The organism is Clostridium sp. AF35-15 (assembly GCF_003477745.1).
Taxonomy (GTDB): domain Bacteria; phylum Bacillota; class Clostridia; order Lachnospirales; family Lachnospiraceae; genus Otoolea; species Otoolea fessa.
On record NZ_QUDY01000017.1, the window covers coordinates 40,346 to 55,525 of the forward strand.

Annotated in this window: 16 protein-coding genes and 5 tRNA genes; 1 reads left to right on the top strand and 20 read right to left on the bottom strand. The window is 51.8% G+C overall.

What is annotated here, in order from left to right; genetic code table 11:
* Positions 1 to 41: 41 nt before the first annotated feature.
* Complete coding sequence (locus DWZ76_RS14490) at positions 42 to 1,427, bottom strand: MATE family efflux transporter (RefSeq protein ID WP_118473041.1); 1,386 nt, start codon at positions 1,425 to 1,427, stop codon at positions 42 to 44.
* Positions 1,428 to 1,565: 138 nt separating this feature from the next.
* Here DWZ76_RS14490 and DWZ76_RS14495 point away from each other — a divergent pair, with 138 nt between their 5' ends.
* Positions 1,566 to 1,787: a hypothetical protein gene (locus DWZ76_RS14495; RefSeq protein WP_107001315.1), complete on the top strand. Its 222-nt coding sequence runs from the start codon at positions 1,566 to 1,568 to the stop codon at positions 1,785 to 1,787.
* A 27-nt stretch (positions 1,788 to 1,814) separates the two neighbouring features.
* Here the strand turns inward: DWZ76_RS14495 and rlmH are convergent, their stop codons facing one another.
* The 19 genes from rlmH to DWZ76_RS14595 form a co-directional block, all read right to left on the bottom strand.
* A complete protein-coding gene (gene rlmH, locus DWZ76_RS14500) occupies positions 1,815 to 2,294 on the bottom strand; it encodes a 23S rRNA (pseudouridine(1915)-N(3))-methyltransferase RlmH (RefSeq protein WP_022359275.1) in 480 nt (159 codons plus the stop codon).
* Positions 2,291 to 3,319, bottom strand: a complete 1,029-nt coding sequence (locus DWZ76_RS14505) for an alpha/beta hydrolase (RefSeq protein WP_107001314.1) — start codon at positions 3,317 to 3,319, stop codon at positions 2,291 to 2,293. Before DWZ76_RS14505 ends, rlmH begins: the two co-directional genes overlap by 4 nt.
* A gap of 83 nt (positions 3,320 to 3,402) precedes the next feature.
* Positions 3,403 to 5,379: a DUF6320 domain-containing protein gene (locus DWZ76_RS14510; RefSeq protein ID WP_243017866.1), complete on the bottom strand. Its 1,977-nt coding sequence runs from the start codon at positions 5,377 to 5,379 to the stop codon at positions 3,403 to 3,405.
* A gap of 91 nt (positions 5,380 to 5,470) precedes the next feature.
* Complete coding sequence (locus DWZ76_RS14515) at positions 5,471 to 6,172, bottom strand: response regulator transcription factor (RefSeq protein WP_022359279.1); 702 nt, start codon at positions 6,170 to 6,172, stop codon at positions 5,471 to 5,473.
* 31 nt (positions 6,173 to 6,203) lie between these two features.
* Entirely contained in the window at positions 6,204 to 6,983 is a 780-nt protein-coding gene (locus DWZ76_RS14520) for a helix-hairpin-helix domain-containing protein (RefSeq protein WP_118473042.1), read from the bottom strand.
* Between the two features lie 85 nt (positions 6,984 to 7,068).
* Positions 7,069 to 7,500: a DMT family transporter gene (locus DWZ76_RS14525; RefSeq protein ID WP_118473043.1), complete on the bottom strand. Its 432-nt coding sequence runs from the start codon at positions 7,498 to 7,500 to the stop codon at positions 7,069 to 7,071.
* Positions 7,501 to 7,682: 182 nt separating this feature from the next.
* Positions 7,683 to 8,456, bottom strand: a complete 774-nt coding sequence (locus tag DWZ76_RS14530; protein ID WP_243017868.1) for an SIMPL domain-containing protein — start codon at positions 8,454 to 8,456, stop codon at positions 7,683 to 7,685.
* Positions 8,457 to 8,611: 155 nt separating this feature from the next.
* Positions 8,612 to 9,466 carry a bifunctional 5,10-methylenetetrahydrofolate dehydrogenase/5,10-methenyltetrahydrofolate cyclohydrolase gene (locus DWZ76_RS14535; protein WP_118473044.1) on the bottom strand — a complete coding sequence of 285 codons (855 nt, stop codon included), beginning with the start codon at positions 9,464 to 9,466 and terminating at the stop codon, positions 8,612 to 8,614.
* A gap of 72 nt (positions 9,467 to 9,538) precedes the next feature.
* Positions 9,539 to 9,871, bottom strand: coding sequence for an AzlD domain-containing protein (locus DWZ76_RS14540; RefSeq protein WP_117796890.1), 333 nt, complete (start codon positions 9,869 to 9,871; stop codon positions 9,539 to 9,541).
* 41 nt (positions 9,872 to 9,912) lie between these two features.
* Entirely contained in the window at positions 9,913 to 10,659 is a 747-nt protein-coding gene (locus DWZ76_RS14545; RefSeq protein WP_117796867.1) for an AzlC family ABC transporter permease, read from the bottom strand.
* A 34-nt stretch (positions 10,660 to 10,693) separates the two neighbouring features.
* On the bottom strand, positions 10,694 to 11,002 hold the full coding sequence (locus DWZ76_RS14550; RefSeq protein WP_118473045.1) for a hypothetical protein: 309 nt from the start codon (positions 11,000 to 11,002) through the stop codon (positions 10,694 to 10,696).
* Positions 11,003 to 11,007: 5 nt separating this feature from the next.
* Positions 11,008 to 12,720 (bottom strand): single-stranded-DNA-specific exonuclease RecJ, encoded by a 1,713-nt coding sequence (gene recJ / locus DWZ76_RS14555; protein WP_118473046.1) that lies wholly within the window; start codon positions 12,718 to 12,720, stop codon positions 11,008 to 11,010.
* A 203-nt stretch (positions 12,721 to 12,923) separates the two neighbouring features.
* Positions 12,924 to 13,502 carry a M48 family metallopeptidase gene (locus DWZ76_RS14565; protein WP_347561298.1) on the bottom strand — a complete coding sequence of 193 codons (579 nt, stop codon included), beginning with the start codon at positions 13,500 to 13,502 and terminating at the stop codon, positions 12,924 to 12,926.
* Positions 13,465 to 13,890 (bottom strand): hypothetical protein, encoded by a 426-nt coding sequence (locus DWZ76_RS14570; RefSeq protein WP_022358685.1) that lies wholly within the window; start codon positions 13,888 to 13,890, stop codon positions 13,465 to 13,467. The genes DWZ76_RS14565 and DWZ76_RS14570 overlap by 38 nt, the downstream gene beginning before the upstream one ends.
* A 620-nt stretch (positions 13,891 to 14,510) precedes the next feature.
* Positions 14,511 to 14,584: transfer RNA gene (locus tag DWZ76_RS14575), tRNA-Arg, on the bottom strand.
* 156 nt (positions 14,585 to 14,740) lie between these two features.
* Positions 14,741 to 14,813, bottom strand: a tRNA-Val gene (locus DWZ76_RS14580).
* 61 nt (positions 14,814 to 14,874) lie between these two features.
* Positions 14,875 to 14,948: transfer RNA gene (locus DWZ76_RS14585), tRNA-Asp, on the bottom strand.
* Between the two features lie 38 nt (positions 14,949 to 14,986).
* Positions 14,987 to 15,060: transfer RNA gene (locus tag DWZ76_RS14590), tRNA-Ile, on the bottom strand.
* Between the two features lie 22 nt (positions 15,061 to 15,082).
* Positions 15,083 to 15,155 (bottom strand) — tRNA-Asn (locus DWZ76_RS14595).
* Between the last annotated feature and the right edge of the window lie 25 nt (positions 15,156 to 15,180).

Below are 15,180 nucleotides of genomic sequence, written 5' to 3' on the forward strand. Positions count from 1 at the left end.
TACCTCAATATATGAAGGACTGGCTAAAATATACCATCCGACTATGCATGCACGGACGCACTTTCCATCCGCCGCAGCCGTCTCACCTCCACGCCTGCCATCGCAAGCGCCACCACGCCCGCCACAAAGTCCGCGAGCGGTCCGGCATACATGATGCCGTCAATGCCGATAAACAGCGGCAGAATCACAATCAGCGGCAGCAAAAAGAGAATCTGGCGCGTCAGGGACAGGAAAATACCCTTTTTCGGTTTTCCAATCGCCGTAAACAGGTTCGACGCAATCGGCTGCACACAGTTTAAGAACGTGAAAAACAGGTAAATCCGGAAATATTTTTCCGCAAACTGGAAATACATCTCCGATCCTTCCCCGAACAGCCCGATGATCGGACGCGGAATCAACTGGAAACACGCAAAGGACACCGCCGACACCGCAAATCCCCACCTGAGCGCCAACCCATACACCTGCCGCACGCGCGCATAATTTTTCGCGCCATAATTGAAACTTGCGATCGGCTGCATACCCTGCGAAAGACCGATGACGATCGAAAAAAACACCTGATTGACCTTCGTGATAATGCCGGCACACGCCAGCGGAATCGATTCCCCATAGTCCGAATGCGCACCATAGTAGGTCAAGGATTTATTTAACACGATCTGCACCACCAGCATCGCAAGCTGATTGAAAAATGCCGCCGCCCCCAATGAGGTAATCATGCTTACATATGTTCTCTGTGGTCGAAGATGCGCCGCTGTCAGCCGTCCGTTTTTGTAACGGCGCAGATACCGGATAATCAGGATTCCTGAAAAAATCTGTCCAATGATCGTTGCCAGCGCAGCACCCGCCATTCCCATATGAAATCCAAAAATAAACAGCGGATCGAGCACCGTATTGATCAGCGCCCCGGATAAATTGTAAAGCATCGCATTGCGAGGGCTTCCGTCCGCCCTCACCAGATGCCCGCCGCCGTTGGTCAGAATCAGAAATGGAAATCCCAGAGCCGTGATACCCGTATACGTTTTGGCATACGCCAGCACATTGTCCGGCGAACCGAAAAAGTGCAGCATCGGCGTCAAGCATAAAAGCGCCACAATTCCCAGAATCACACCGCTTCCAAACAGAAGCGTCGCCGCATTTCCAATATAAAATAACGCCTTTTCCCGATCGCCGCCTCCCAGCGTCAGGTTAAAGGACGCCGCACCGCCGATTCCAAACAGAAGCGCCAGCGCCACACAGGAGATCGTCAACGGAAACGCCACGTTCGTCGCTGCATTCCCCAGCTCTCCCACGCTTCTTCCGATAAAAAACTGATCGACGATATTATAAAGGGCGCCTACCAGCATCGCGATAATACTTGGCACCGCAAACTGCCGCAAAAGCCCGCCGATCGGCTCCGTACCTAGTATATTTTTCTTCTGTACCTGTTCCATGAATCTTGATTCTCCTGTCTACGTTACTGCGAACAATTATCAGTCTACCTCTCGTTACTGATAATTTTTCCTCTTTACATGCCTTCCCCGCGCATGATACACTACCATCAGTTATTAAAACGGAAAGGACTTAATCACATGAATCTTTCATCCTTACTGCAATTTCGGGACGAGTGGGCGCGTTTCAAAGCCCGCCACCCTAAATTTTCCCCTTTTCTGAAAGCCGCCTACACCCGCGCGCTGCGCGAGGACAGCGTCATTTCCCTAAAAGTGACCGCCCCGGACGGAACCGAGGTGGCATCTAACTTAAAGGTCAAAAAAGAGGATCTCGAACTGCTCTCGCGCATTATGAATAGCTAATTTTTAATCATCCATCATGCATTATGTCTACTTATGATACGGTTCTCCTTTTATAATCCGGAAACTCCGGTAAATCTGTTCCAGCAAAATCACGCGCATCAGCTGGTGTGGAAAGGTCAGGCGCGAAAAGCTGATCTTCGTGTCCGCACGGTTTAACACCGCCTGCGACAACCCCAGCGAACCTCCGATGATAAACTGCAGATGGCTCTCACCTCGCACGCCCAGGTCCTCCATCCATGCCGCCATCTCCTCCGAGGAACGCTGCTTTCCATCGATCGCAAGTGCAATCACATACGCGTCCTCCTTGATATGCGCCAGAATCCGCTCGCCTTCCTTGTCGCGGATCTGCGCTTCCTGCAGCTCACTCGCCTTATCCGGCGTTTTTTCATCCGCCACCTGCACGATCTCCAGACGGCAGTAACGCCCCAGCCGCTTGCTGTACTCCGCGATCGCCGCCTCCAGATATTTTTCCTTAATTTTTCCTACTGTCACTAACGTAATCTTCACTTTTTAAGCTCCCGTTTTAAAAATGCCAACAGATTCAGCCGCGCCCGGTCTTCCGTCTCTTTGCGTCTCGTTTTTACCTTTTTCACGACCGTTCCCTCCGGCTCCCGATGAATCCGGTAGATGATCCGCAGATATTCCGCGACCTCTTCCCATGCCTCGCGGCTCTCCGGAATCAGGTCGAGTCCCATCTGAAATACATGGAACATCCCGTCATAGACCGAGCAGCGCACCTTGACGCCCTCGGCGCGCGCCTTTTTCGCTGCCGCCCTCGTATCATCTAAAAGCACCTCATACGCGCCCACCTGCATCAGCATCGGCGGAAATCCTTCAAAATCTCCAAACAGCGGTGACAGATACGGATTTTTCGGATTGGCATTCCCGATGTAGCTGCACTGGTACAACATATTTTCCTTCGAATTACCAAACAGTGGATCGATCGTATAATTTTCCTCATACGATGCCCCGCTCAGACTTACATCCGTCCACGGCGACATCGTGATAATGCCCGCAGGAAGCGGCAGCCCGTGATCTTTCGCATACAAACAGAGCGCCAGCGCCAGGCCGCCGCCCGCCGAATCCCCGGCTACCACGATCTGGGACGGCTGGTATTTCTTCTCTTCCAGAAGCCATCGGTACGCGTACACCGCATCCTCCAGCGCCGCCGGATACGGATGCTCCGGCGCCACCCGGTAGTCCGGCGTCAGAACATCCGCGCCGAAGCTGATCTGCGAATACTTAACCGCAAACCGCCGGTAAATATTTTTCATCGGACCGATATACCCGCCGCCATGCAGCTGCAAAATGACGCGCCCCGTCACCGCCTGCTTCGGCTTCAAATATTCCATCACAAACTGTTCTGTTTTTACCAGCTCATAAATATATTCCGCCGGACATCTCCACGCCGGTTCGACCGGATTTTTCCGGAATTCGCCGGTCTGGATCGGCTTCTTTAACGATGTCTCCATCACGTCACTCATCATATCACGCGTCAGATTGCCTATCATGCTGACTGTTTTCCGACTCATGCTTCTTCCCTTTCTTTCATCCAAATTTTCAATCTTCGTATTTTTATAGATCGTTCCTTTACTGTGACCGATTTTCCTGCCATTTACACATGAAACCGCCTCTTCAATTCCCGCTTCACACTCCGGTCGCCCAGAATCACCGTCGCCGCCAGCGCTGCCACCGACACACCTGCTGCCAGCACCGTCAGACGCGGATGATGCGTCCACCCGATTTTCCAGAAAATCAACGGCACAAAGCTCAGAAATGTAATTGTGATCTGATACATAAAATAGCTCTGCCAGTTCATCCGGTTGACTAACATCATCAGAAGAACCGCCGCCACCTCAAACAGTGCGACGCATGGAATCGCGTAGTCCACCGACCACCCCCGAAGCCCTGTGAGCGCGTCAATCAAAAGCAAAATTGCCTGAATTCCCAGGGACTGCCGCACCAGCGTTCCTGCCAGGCTCGCATGCCGCATGACCGAAAACCGCAGCGTCATCGCCACATATGCCGCCGCGCCCGCCGTCAGAAGCGACCATTTAAACGGAATCCGATGATAAGTCGCCAGATTCGTAAGCCCCGCCAGAAGCGATACGAGCACCAATGACACATAAAATCCCCGCACCGCACGGCGCACGCGCTCTCGATCCTGGGCAATCACTGGATAACGTCCTTTATCATGCTCCGTATCCGTGATTCCATTGCTCTCGCGCTCTACCCGGATGCCCTTTTCCTCCAAAAAGTGAAAGAAAAACTCCGGAAGCCGGTTCTCTGCCATCGCACTCGTAAACGACAGGCATAATTTCCCGTCATACGCCACCGCCCCGCATTTCATCCGCTGCTTCGGCGATGCGCCGACAAGAAGCTGAAAGCCCTCGATCGAATCTTTCAGTTCCTCCCGAACCTGCGCCGGTCCGATGTTGGAAAATGTCATCGTGTGGGCGCGGCTGGTGTGCAGAAAAATCAACTGCATCGCCAGATGTTTGACAAATAGCGGGATCGCCCGCACATACCATTTTTTCTCATTCGACACATTGTAGGAGATCGTCTCCTCCAGCCGCTCCTTCACGATCTGCTCATCCATCTGGCGGCTCACAGACGCAATCACTTCTTCCAATGCCTCCGGCGCCTTTCCCGCCGCCCATGAAATATTCACGACAGCAAAGAAGTTTGCCAGCGTCTCCGACTCAAAAAAACTCCGTAGGTTCACCGGAAGATTGAGCGCCACCGGACGTTTCAGCGTTTTCCCATCCGTCTCCGTCTGGATGATCGCCCAGAGAAGCACCGCCGCCAGATATTTGGTGATGCTGACCCCCACCTTCCTGCATTCCGTCTTCAGTGCCGACACCTCAATCGTCCCCTGCAGCACTGCCATCTGATCAAATGGGAGAAATTCCCCCTGAATCGCAATCGCCGGTCTGCTGTTATAATGCCGATGCGGCAGTTTCCGGTAATGTCGCAGATAATCGTCCTCCCGGAGCGGCGAAAACTCCCGCTCCTGCACCACAACCGGCAATTTTTTCACCAGTTCCAGATAATGTTCTGTAAGCCGTGAAGCAAACCGCAGCGCCCCCAGTCCGTCCGTCAGCCCGTGAAACACTTCAAAATTGATCCTGCATCCATAGTAGCTCACACGGAATGGGAACCGCGCGCCCCGGTGCGGATCAATGAAACGGCACGGTGCACTCTGTTCTTCTTCCACGCCCGGATTCCGGTTGTTCGTCTCAAAATAATACCAGAAAAATCCCTTCCGCAGCTTCACCCGGAAATTTTCAAACTCCGGAAGTGTCCGCACAAGCGCCCTTTGCAAAAGCTCCGGATCTACTTTTTCTTTCAGAACCGCCGAGATCCGGAATACACTGCTTAAATCCTCGCCCGACACCGCCGCAAAGAGCTTCGCCGTGTTATCCAGCCGCCTCCACGCGGCACCCTGGATGCGGAGACGCTTTTTCTTTGGTTTTTCCTCTCGTTTCTTCTCCACTTTTTCTGAAACTATCTGTCCCGGCTCTTCCTGCTTCCCTGCAATTTCATCCTTCTGATCCTGTTCTTGGTTTTCCTCGTTCATTCTCTGTCCCATCTGCCTTTTCCACCTAAAGAAAAAGAGCAGCTGCCGGGATACACACTCCCCTGCAGCGCCCCTTTCATCCTCTTCTGAGTTCTTTTCCACATTACCGAATCCGGAAATAATACCCCACGCCCCATTTCGTATGTACATATTTCGGATCACTCGGACTCGGCTCGATCTTCTCGCGCAGCCGCCGCACATGAACGTCTACGGTGCGAACATCGCCGCCCGCCGCCGCCCGGTTGCCCCAGACAAAGCGCAGCAGCTCCTCGCGGCTGTAAACCTTGCCCGGATTGCACACCAGGAGCTCCAGAAGGTCAAATTCCTTCGCGGTCAGATTGATCTCGCGGGAAGCGATAAAGACCCGGCGGCTGTCCGAATCCAGCGTCAGATCACCCGCCTCGATGACTTTCTTTGTCTGCTGCGGCTCCTGTCTCGATTTCTTGGAGTTGCGGCGCAGGATCGCCTTGATGCGCGCCTTTACTTCCAAAATGTTAAATGGCTTCGTGATATAATCATCGGCGCCGTATTCCAGCCCCAGAATCTTATCCATATCGTCGCCTTTTGCGGTCAGCATAATGATCGGCATCTCGGAGAACTCCCGGATTGCCTGGCAGACTTCAAATCCGTTCAGCTTCGGCAGCATCACGTCCAGAAGAACCATATCATACTCCGTCTCCTTTGCCATCTGAAGCGCTTCCTCCCCGTCATAGGCGCAGGCAACTTCAAATCCATCCTGTTCCAGACTGAAACGGATTCCTTTTACTATTAATTTTTCATCATCTACCACTAATACCTTCGCCATTCTCCACCTCAACCACTATGCTTCTATCTCTCTATACTGTAATCTTATCTTTTATCTTCTGAAATGCCGCGTTCTTGATGCCAGGCACCTTCATAATATCCTCAATCGTCCGGAAACCGCCCTTCTGCTCCCGGTAAGAAAGAATCGCTTCCGCCCGCGCCGCGCCGATACCGTTTAAAGTCATCAACTCTTCTTTGGAAGCTGTGTTTAAATTAATCAATGCTGCACTGCTTCCAGATTTCTGCGAAGCTGACTCGCTGCCATTCCCAGCAGCGCCTCCGGCTCCCAGAAGCCCGGAGACATCCTTCCCTGTTTCCTGATATTTCCGAATCTCTTCCCGGCTCGGAATCCGAAGCTGCTGTCCATCCTCGATCGCCTGCGCCAGATTTACATATTCCTGCGCCGCCTCCGACGTCATCCCGCCCGCCTTTTCAACCGCCTCATACATACGGCTGCCCGCCGGAAGCTCATAGACGCCCGGTGCGGCTACCTCGCCGCAGACGTGGATATATAGGATTCTCGGTTCCGGCGTTTGGGGATTTTCTTTTGATTGCCCCTCAGGCGCAGCGTTCTCTGCTGCTTCATTATCCCCATCCACTGCCCCGCCGTTTGACCGTTTTGCTGGACGTTCGGAGCTTTCCTGCGAATCATCCACTTCTTTTGAAAAACTATTCTGCGTCTCCAGCACCACCGTCTGCTTCTCTCGCCGACTCTGCACACCAAAACACAAAACAGCCGCCAAAAATACCACGCCGACTGCCCCTGTTCGCATCCATCGTTTCCGATTTACTGTTTGATTTGTCTGTTTCATCTTCTGCACCCCTCTTTTTCCGAGGCGCGTTTTGTCCGTAATTCTATTCTAACCAAAACCCCCTTTAAACACAAGCAGAAAATTTTTATTCCCATCTGAAAATCACAATCCCCGCAATCGCAACCGCCGCCCCGATCGCCTTGCGCCACTCAAATCCCGCTTTCTCCACACCGAACCAGCCAAACACCTCAATCAGGTACGCCACCAGGATCTGCGCCACGACGATCAGAAGCGCTGATTTTGCCGGTCCCAGCGCGTCAAAGCTCTTGATGACCGTGTACGTGATAAATGCCCCGATCACGCCGCCGGTCAGCATATACCGCGGTTCGATCTGCCAAAGCCCTGATACCGCGCCGCGCCCCGTAAAAAGCCACATCAGCAGGCAAACCACAAACGCACTTATCTGCACCCAGCCAGCCGATACCCACATGCTGGTCTGTTTCATCACGGCAGAATTAAACACGCCCTGTATACTCATGAGTGCGCCGGAAACCAGCGCGGTTATCATTCCCCACATAAAAAATAAACCTCCGCATTCTGTTCTACATTCTCATGAAACAGCAGCCGTTTCCGACCATTCATTTCACACTGTTAGTATCCCAGATATGCGAAGGTTTATACAATTTGTGTTTATTCCCTTTTCCTGTTTAAAATCCGATTTTTCCTCCGAAACCAGACAACCTTTCATGCAGCTGATCCCTATTGAATGGAAAACGTAGCCGACACCTCTGCCTCAACATCCACCTGCCCCGGCATCAGGTTTCTGCCTGCACCCGCATCTTCCATCGCCGTTTCCTTCATCGCCATGCCGCTGCTGTAAGAAGTGTCATAATAACGCGCCTGCTGCCCGCTGCTGTACTCCTGCACATTCGTCATCGTTCCCAGCTTGCAGCCGCCTGCCTCCGCCATCGCTTCGGCTTTCACGCGCGCCGACTCAATGGCTTTTTTGAGCGCTTCCTGATAAATCTCATCAAAATTGCTACACTGGTACTGGACCGAATCGATCGAATTGATACCCGCATTGACCGAATCGCTGATGATCGCCCCTGCATCCTCAATCGCAACATCCGATACAACAACCTCCGTCGTCATCTCATAACCAGTGATCTTCTTGCCATTGTCCCAGTCATAGATCGGATTCAGCCCCAGACCGCTCGTCTGCACCGAGGTATCTGCAATTCCCTTTTCCTTCAAAAGCGCCAGAACCGCATCCAAATCCGTCTGATTCTCCGACTGGCAGGTGCTCGCATCTGCCGCCTGTGAATAGACACTGTAGGTAATTTCCGCAATATCCGGCTCCGCCTTGATTTTTTCCTGGCTCGTCACCGTGATCCCCGTATTTTCCGCCGACTGCACCGTCACCGATGCCGGTGCGGACGTACAACCTGCCAGACCTGCCGCCGACGTCATTGTCATCGTTCCTGCTGCCAGCAGAAATGCCATCCTGTTTCGCATCATCCCCATTTTTCTCATAAAAAAATTCCTCCCGTTTTTCTGTTTCATCCGTGAGTTCCACCCCACAATGGGTTCGGACCTTCCGGAGCAACAACTGGTACACTGTCATTCTTACTATAGTTATACCTGAAAACGAGAGGAAATGTATTGCTTTTCTCTTAACTTTCTTTCGCTTATTTATTACTATTTTTTTCCTGTTTCATCCGTGCCGCGCGCACCAGATGCTGTGCCAGAACCGCCGTCGTCACGCCGCCGACACCGCCCGGAACCGGGGTTGCCGCCGAAGCAGTTCCTTCCAGATCGGCAAAATCCACATCGCCGCAGAGTTTTCCATTTTCATCTACATTGATCCCAACGTCAATAACAACCGCATCCTTTTTTACATAGGTGTGGTTGATCATCGCTGCTTTTCCCACGCAGGCAGTCAGAATATCCGCCTCCCGGCATACCTCCGGCAGGCTGGCAGTTCTCGAGTGGCAGATGGTCACGGTCGCATTTTCATGCAGAAGCAGCATCGAAAGCGGGCGTCCCACAACCATGCTTCTTCCTACGACTACCACCCGTTTGCCAGAAAGCGCGATATCGTTCATTTTCAGCATGCATACCACTGCCTCCGCCGTACACGGCGCAAAACCGCTCGTATCGCCGCTGAACACCTTTGCGATATTGACTGGGGAAATACCGTCCAGATCCTTCGCCGGATCGATCATTTTTTCAATATCCTGCTCGTTGATCTGTTTTGGAAGCGGGCGCAGCATTAAAATACCGTCCACCGACGCATCCGCATTGATCGCCGCAAACTCCTTCTTAAATGCCTCGTCCGAGATATCTCCCGGAAATACCTTCGATTCCACCTCAAGCCCGAACGATGTCAGCTTCTTCGTCGCGCCTTTCTCATAGGAAATATCATCCGGATTCTCGCCCACCCGGATAATCGTCAGTTTCGGCACCCATGTCAGGGTTTCCAGCCCTTTTTCCACCTGCTCTTTCAGCTTTGCCGAAACAGCGGCTCCCTTCATTGTAATCATCTTGTCTGCACCTTTCGTTTTTATTTATGATGAATTTCCCGCGCTTTCGCGCATATTCATTTTAAATTTTTCTTAAAATGAAAGCGACGCCAAAAGACCGGCTCCGCCTGCCATCTCAAGCAGGTAAACCGTCACAATCGCCGCGATCGCCACTACCACCAGGCTCTTTCCCTTATATCCCAAAATCACCGCTACGATCGTTCCTCCGACCGCCGAATAGAGATGTCCTGTGGAGGTAAATACATCCGGAAATGTCAGTGCTCCCAGCACTGCATACGGCGTATAATCTAAGAAAGATCGGATAAACTTCGAACGGATCTGTTTCCGGAAAATCGTAACCGGAAGAACACGTGGAATATATGTAACCAGTGCCATCAAAAGGACACAGGTCAGCACGTATTTCATATCGAGTGTTCCAGCTGCTCCTGCTGCCTCTGCTGTATTCATCATTCTGCCCCCTCTTTCTGACTCTCGTCCTGACCGGCTTCTTTACCGTCCGGATCATGCGGGAATTTCCATGCACCGAACGCCGATGCCGCGATCGTAACCAGAATCACCCGGAAACCGGAGGAAATACCGGCAAAAACCGGAACATATTTTAAAATGCACACCATCACAACTGCCAGAATGATGACGCAGCACACCGACCGCGATTTGCGTGCCGCCGGCAGAATCAGTGCAATAAACATCGCGTATAGGGCAATTCCCATCGCATTCTGCAGCGCCTGCGGCAGAACCGCCGAGATCGCACCTCCCAGCCAGGTTCCAAGATTCCACCCCAGAATCGGCATCGTGATAAGTCCCAGCATATACGACGCTTTCAAAATGCCCGGATGCAGGGAACTGACGACAAACGTCTCATCCGTGATGCCGAATGCCAGTGCCAGGCGCGCCCCGGTTCCCGTCTTTTCATCGAGCTTCTGGGACAGGGACAGTGACATCAGCATATAGCGCAGGTTGATGACAAACGTCGTCAATGCCACCTCAAAGTACCCAGCCCCCGCCAGAATCAGGTTTGTCCCTGCGAACTGTCCGGCGCTCGTTAAGTTCGTCAGCGATATAAAAACCGCTACCCAGACCGGCAGACCGCCCGACACCGCCAGGAAGCCAAACGTAAAGGAGACCGGCAGATACCCCAGTCCAATGGGGATACCGCTCTTTAGCCCCTCATAAAATGTCTTTTTCCAACTCATTCTACTTTTTCACTCTTTCTGTTCACGCAACCGTCTATTTTTCAGGCTTCACATACCGGGCATGCTGCCCGTTCAGCCACTCTACCCCGCTCACAATTCCTTCTTCCGAAAATGGAAATTCCTCGCGGGTCTTCTCCTCTTCCGGCGTTGCGTCGTATCCATATGGTTCCGGCCACGATGTCACGGTCAGGACTGTCTCCTCGACCGTCTCGCCATCTGTGCCGTCTTCTTTCGGTACTTCGCGCTTTGTCATCTCCATCCGGTAGCGCATCCCGGTATCACTTCCGGTAAATTTTTCTTTTTTCAGGAAATTGACCGGCATCACATCTTTTCTCGTTATCATGCCATTTACCCCCGGAATTTATAACGGCGGATCACCGCCTGCAGCGTTTTTCTTCCATTGTACTCATTGATGTCCGGATAATACACGACGTCGATCTCCCGCCGTCCGGCGCGCTCTTCCTCAAACGCCGTTCCGTCACCGAAATATAGCGCCTCGATCGCGTGTCCGTCTGTCTCTTCCAACGTCATTTTTACGACATTCCGGTTGCGCCCCAGCACGCGACTCGCCCGGATGCGGAGTGATTTCTCTGCAAACAGCGGCTTTTCGTTGCCCTGTCCAAACGGTTCGAGACAGGAAAGCTCCCTCACAAGGCGTTCTGTCACATATCCCACCGGCATCGGCACATCGATCCAGACTTTCGCTTTAAAATCTTCCTCCGTCAGCCCCGCATTTTCATTCAGTCTGCGCCGGAACTCGTCAATGTTCTTCTCTTCCAGCGAAAGCCCGGCTGCCAGCGGATGCCCGCCAAATTTGAGCAGCAGATCGCTGACCTCTGTCAGCTTTTTAAACATATGGTACTCATCAATGGAACGTCCCGAGCCTTTGACCGCCTCCTCGCCGCGCGTCAGCACGATCGCCGGCTTCTGATAATATTCCCTCAGGCGCCCTGCAATAATGCCCGCCAGCGATTCATGGCATTCCGGCAGAAAGACCACCAGCACCTTGTCCTTCTGGTACCAGCTCTCTACCTGCAGCTTCGCCGCCTCAGTCCCCTGCTCGGTCATATCCTTGCGGGTATCATTTAATTCCTTAAGTTCCTCTGCCAGGCGTTCTGCCTCTTCCTCACTCTGCGCCCGCAGAAGCGCCAGCGCTTCCTTTGCCGTTTTTAATCGTCCGCCCGCATTCAGGCACGGTCCAATGACAAATCCGATATGGTATGCTGTGATCGCCCCCAGATCAAGATTATTTTTCTCCGCCAGTCTGCGAAGCCCTAGATTTTTGGTCTGCGCCATCTTTTTAAGACCGTATTTTACCAGAATCCGGTTCTCATCCTGCAGCTTCATCACATCACCGACCGTCGCAATCGCGGCAAATTCAAGCAAATCCAGCCATTCCATCTGCGGCACGCCCCGGCGGGCATATAAAACCTGCACCAGCTTGTACGCCACCACTGCGCCGCAGATCTCCGGAAATGGGTACGGACAGTCTGCCTGTTTCGGATCGATCACCGCATCCGCCGGGGGAATCTTCTCTTTTTCCCCATCTAAGGGCACCTCATGATGATCCGTGATGACAACCGTCATGCCATATTTCTTCGCCAGCTCCACCTGATGGAACGCGGAAATACCATTGTCACAAGTCAGAATCACCTCCACGCCGTCCGCGTGCGCCTGTTCGATGATCGATTCATTGATTCCGTAGCCATCCTTGATGCGATCCGGTATCTCAAAATCTACATCACTGCCCAGCCGTTCAAATGCCTGCAATAATATGTACGTCGAACAGACGCCGTCAATATCATAATCACCGACGATCCGTATCTTCTTTCCAGTATCCACAGCCTCGCACAGGATGGAAACGGCACGCTCCATATCTTTTAACAGCATCGGATCATACAGATCATCCAGCGTGCCATTTAAATAGCGGTCGATCGCCGCCTCTCCTTTGATCCCACGGTTCCGGATAATACGCGCCGTAACCGGATCGATCCGAAACCGCGCCCCGATCTGCTTAAAATCTGCTTTCTTGGTCTGAAGCATCCAGACTTCTTCTGCCATTTTGTTCCTCCTATTATCTAGATGTACTCTCGGAGTCTTTTTTGCACTTGCTTTTGTGGCTGATTTTCCGCCAGCCGCACCCGAATTTCATCAACGTACGCACCGCGTACGCCTCAGAAATTTGGGCACAACTGACAAAAAATCATCTCACAAAATCAAGCACAGAAAGCTTCCGAGAGTACATCTATGTCTGTGCTTCTTTTCTATATCACATACTCCCTAAGCCGCCTGCGCCGTTCCCGCCAGTCCGGCAGTATATTCTCCACCTGCGTCCAGAAACGCGCGGAATGGTTCATTTCCAGCCGGTGTGCCAGCTCATGGACAATCACATAATTCATCAGATCCTCCGGCAAAAGTGCCAGCCGCCAGTTAAAATTTAGGTTTCCAGCTGCGCTGCAGCTTCCCCAACGCGTTTTCTGGTTCCGGATTGTGATTTTTCCATAGGTTACGCCCATGCACGCCGCATATAAAGCAACCCGGTGCATGAGCACCGGGCGCAGCTTCTCTGTGAAATTTCGGATTTCTTCCGCTCCATAGGTTTTCCGGTTCTTCTGGCGTTCCACTGCTTCTTTATAGTGAACCTCAATCCAGTCGCGGTGTTCCTCGGCAAACCGCATCGCAGCCTGCACCGAAGCCCTCCTCGGAATCCGAAGTACCAGGCGTCCTTCCGCCGTGATCTGGATGGCGATCGTCTTCCGGGAAGACCGAACCACCTCACATGGAATCAATCCTTCTTCCGGCTCATCAGATAACGGAGAATGCCATGGGTTTTGTATCCTCAAGTATTGCATACAATTTCCCGTCTCTTTCATCGATTGTGCGCGCCGCATCTTCCAGTGCGCGTTCCAGACGTTTTTCCAGTTCTTTCTTCTCATCATCCGCCGCTTCATCCCGGATTACTTCCAGGCAGTAATCATCTGCCAGGCGGGCAGCCAGCATCTGTACCAGACCATCCAATGTCTTCTCCGGTGTCTCCAGAATTTTCTTAAACTCCGGATCCTCCGGCTGTTCTTCTGTATCCATCTCATACGGATCCCGCTCGTTCATCTCAATCACATTCATCCATTCCGGTTTTTCATCGGCATTGGTAAAATTCATCTGACCGACCAGGCAGTCGTAAATCTCTGCCTCGCTCGATATCTGCTTCATATCTAACTGAACTAACTGCATCTCTTCTCCTTTCCGCTGTGTCAGAATCCGTGATGCATCTCCCAGCTTCTTCCCAGCCTTTCTATTTTATTCTGCCCACTTAAAACCTACGCGTTCAGCAGCGCCACCGCTGCAAAAAACGGCACCAGCCATTTCGCGACAGAACCAATTTTTATCAGATATTCTGTTTTCATAATTCCTCCACGCGGTCTTTCATAGAAACCGCAAAGCTATCTGCCTTGATAGGGACAGCCCTATTATTATATCGGTCATGCGGTAAAAAGTCAATTCCGGGCTGTCGTAAACGGAATAAAGAATGTGCTCAGGGTTACGGTTCGCACGCGTGTGCCCATCAACGGGATTTTGCCGATACTGCACATTCCAAATCGACAAAATCTGCTGCCAGAACTGTATCGTAGGGAATTTTCAGTTCAGAAAATTCCTACCTGTGAACAGTTGCTGCCTTGACACATTCTCGCGCCGAGCGCGTCGCTTGCGACAACATGCATCTTCGCGCGAGTGCACATCATTGGCACGTTAGTGCCTTTTTGTGTAATAGGAAATTCCTTTGAATTCCCTATTACACAAAAAAAGCACCCTCAAAAGGATGCTTTTTGCTCTCTGACAACCAGAGAAATCGACGTGCGTGAGAAGATTCGAACTCCCGACACCTTGGTCCGTAGCCAAGTGCTCTATCCAGCTGAGCTACACACACATACTTTTTATTCTTAACGAACAAGTCATATTATACAACTCATTCTGAAGAATGTCAACTGTTTTTTAGATTTTTTTAAATTTCTTTTATTGTTGATTCATTTCAAATTATATCGATATATCAAGCAGAAATTCTTCTTACTTTCCGACAATGAAATGGGGCCTACAGGGCTCGAACCTGTGACCCTCTGCTTGTAAGGCAGATGCTCTCCCAGCTGAGCTAAGACCCCATTACGATACTCTGTCCCTCAATCCGCTTACGCGAACCAATTTATAACAGTCGTATCAAAACGACCCGGATGGGGATCGAACCCACGACCTCCGCCGTGACAGGGCGGCGCTCTAACCAGCTGAGCCACCGGGCCAAATATTAAATTATTTATTTACCTCATATTGGGTAGAGTGGACCTTCGGGGACTCGAACCCGGGACCGACCGGTTATGAGCCGGTTGCTCTAACCAACTGAGCTAAAGGTCCATAAAGTATATGGATCAAAAAACTCCCCGAGTAGGACTCGAACCTACGACAGCGCGGTTAACAGCCGCGTGCTCTACCGACTGAGCTATCGAGGAATATTGCTTTCCAACAACGTAGATA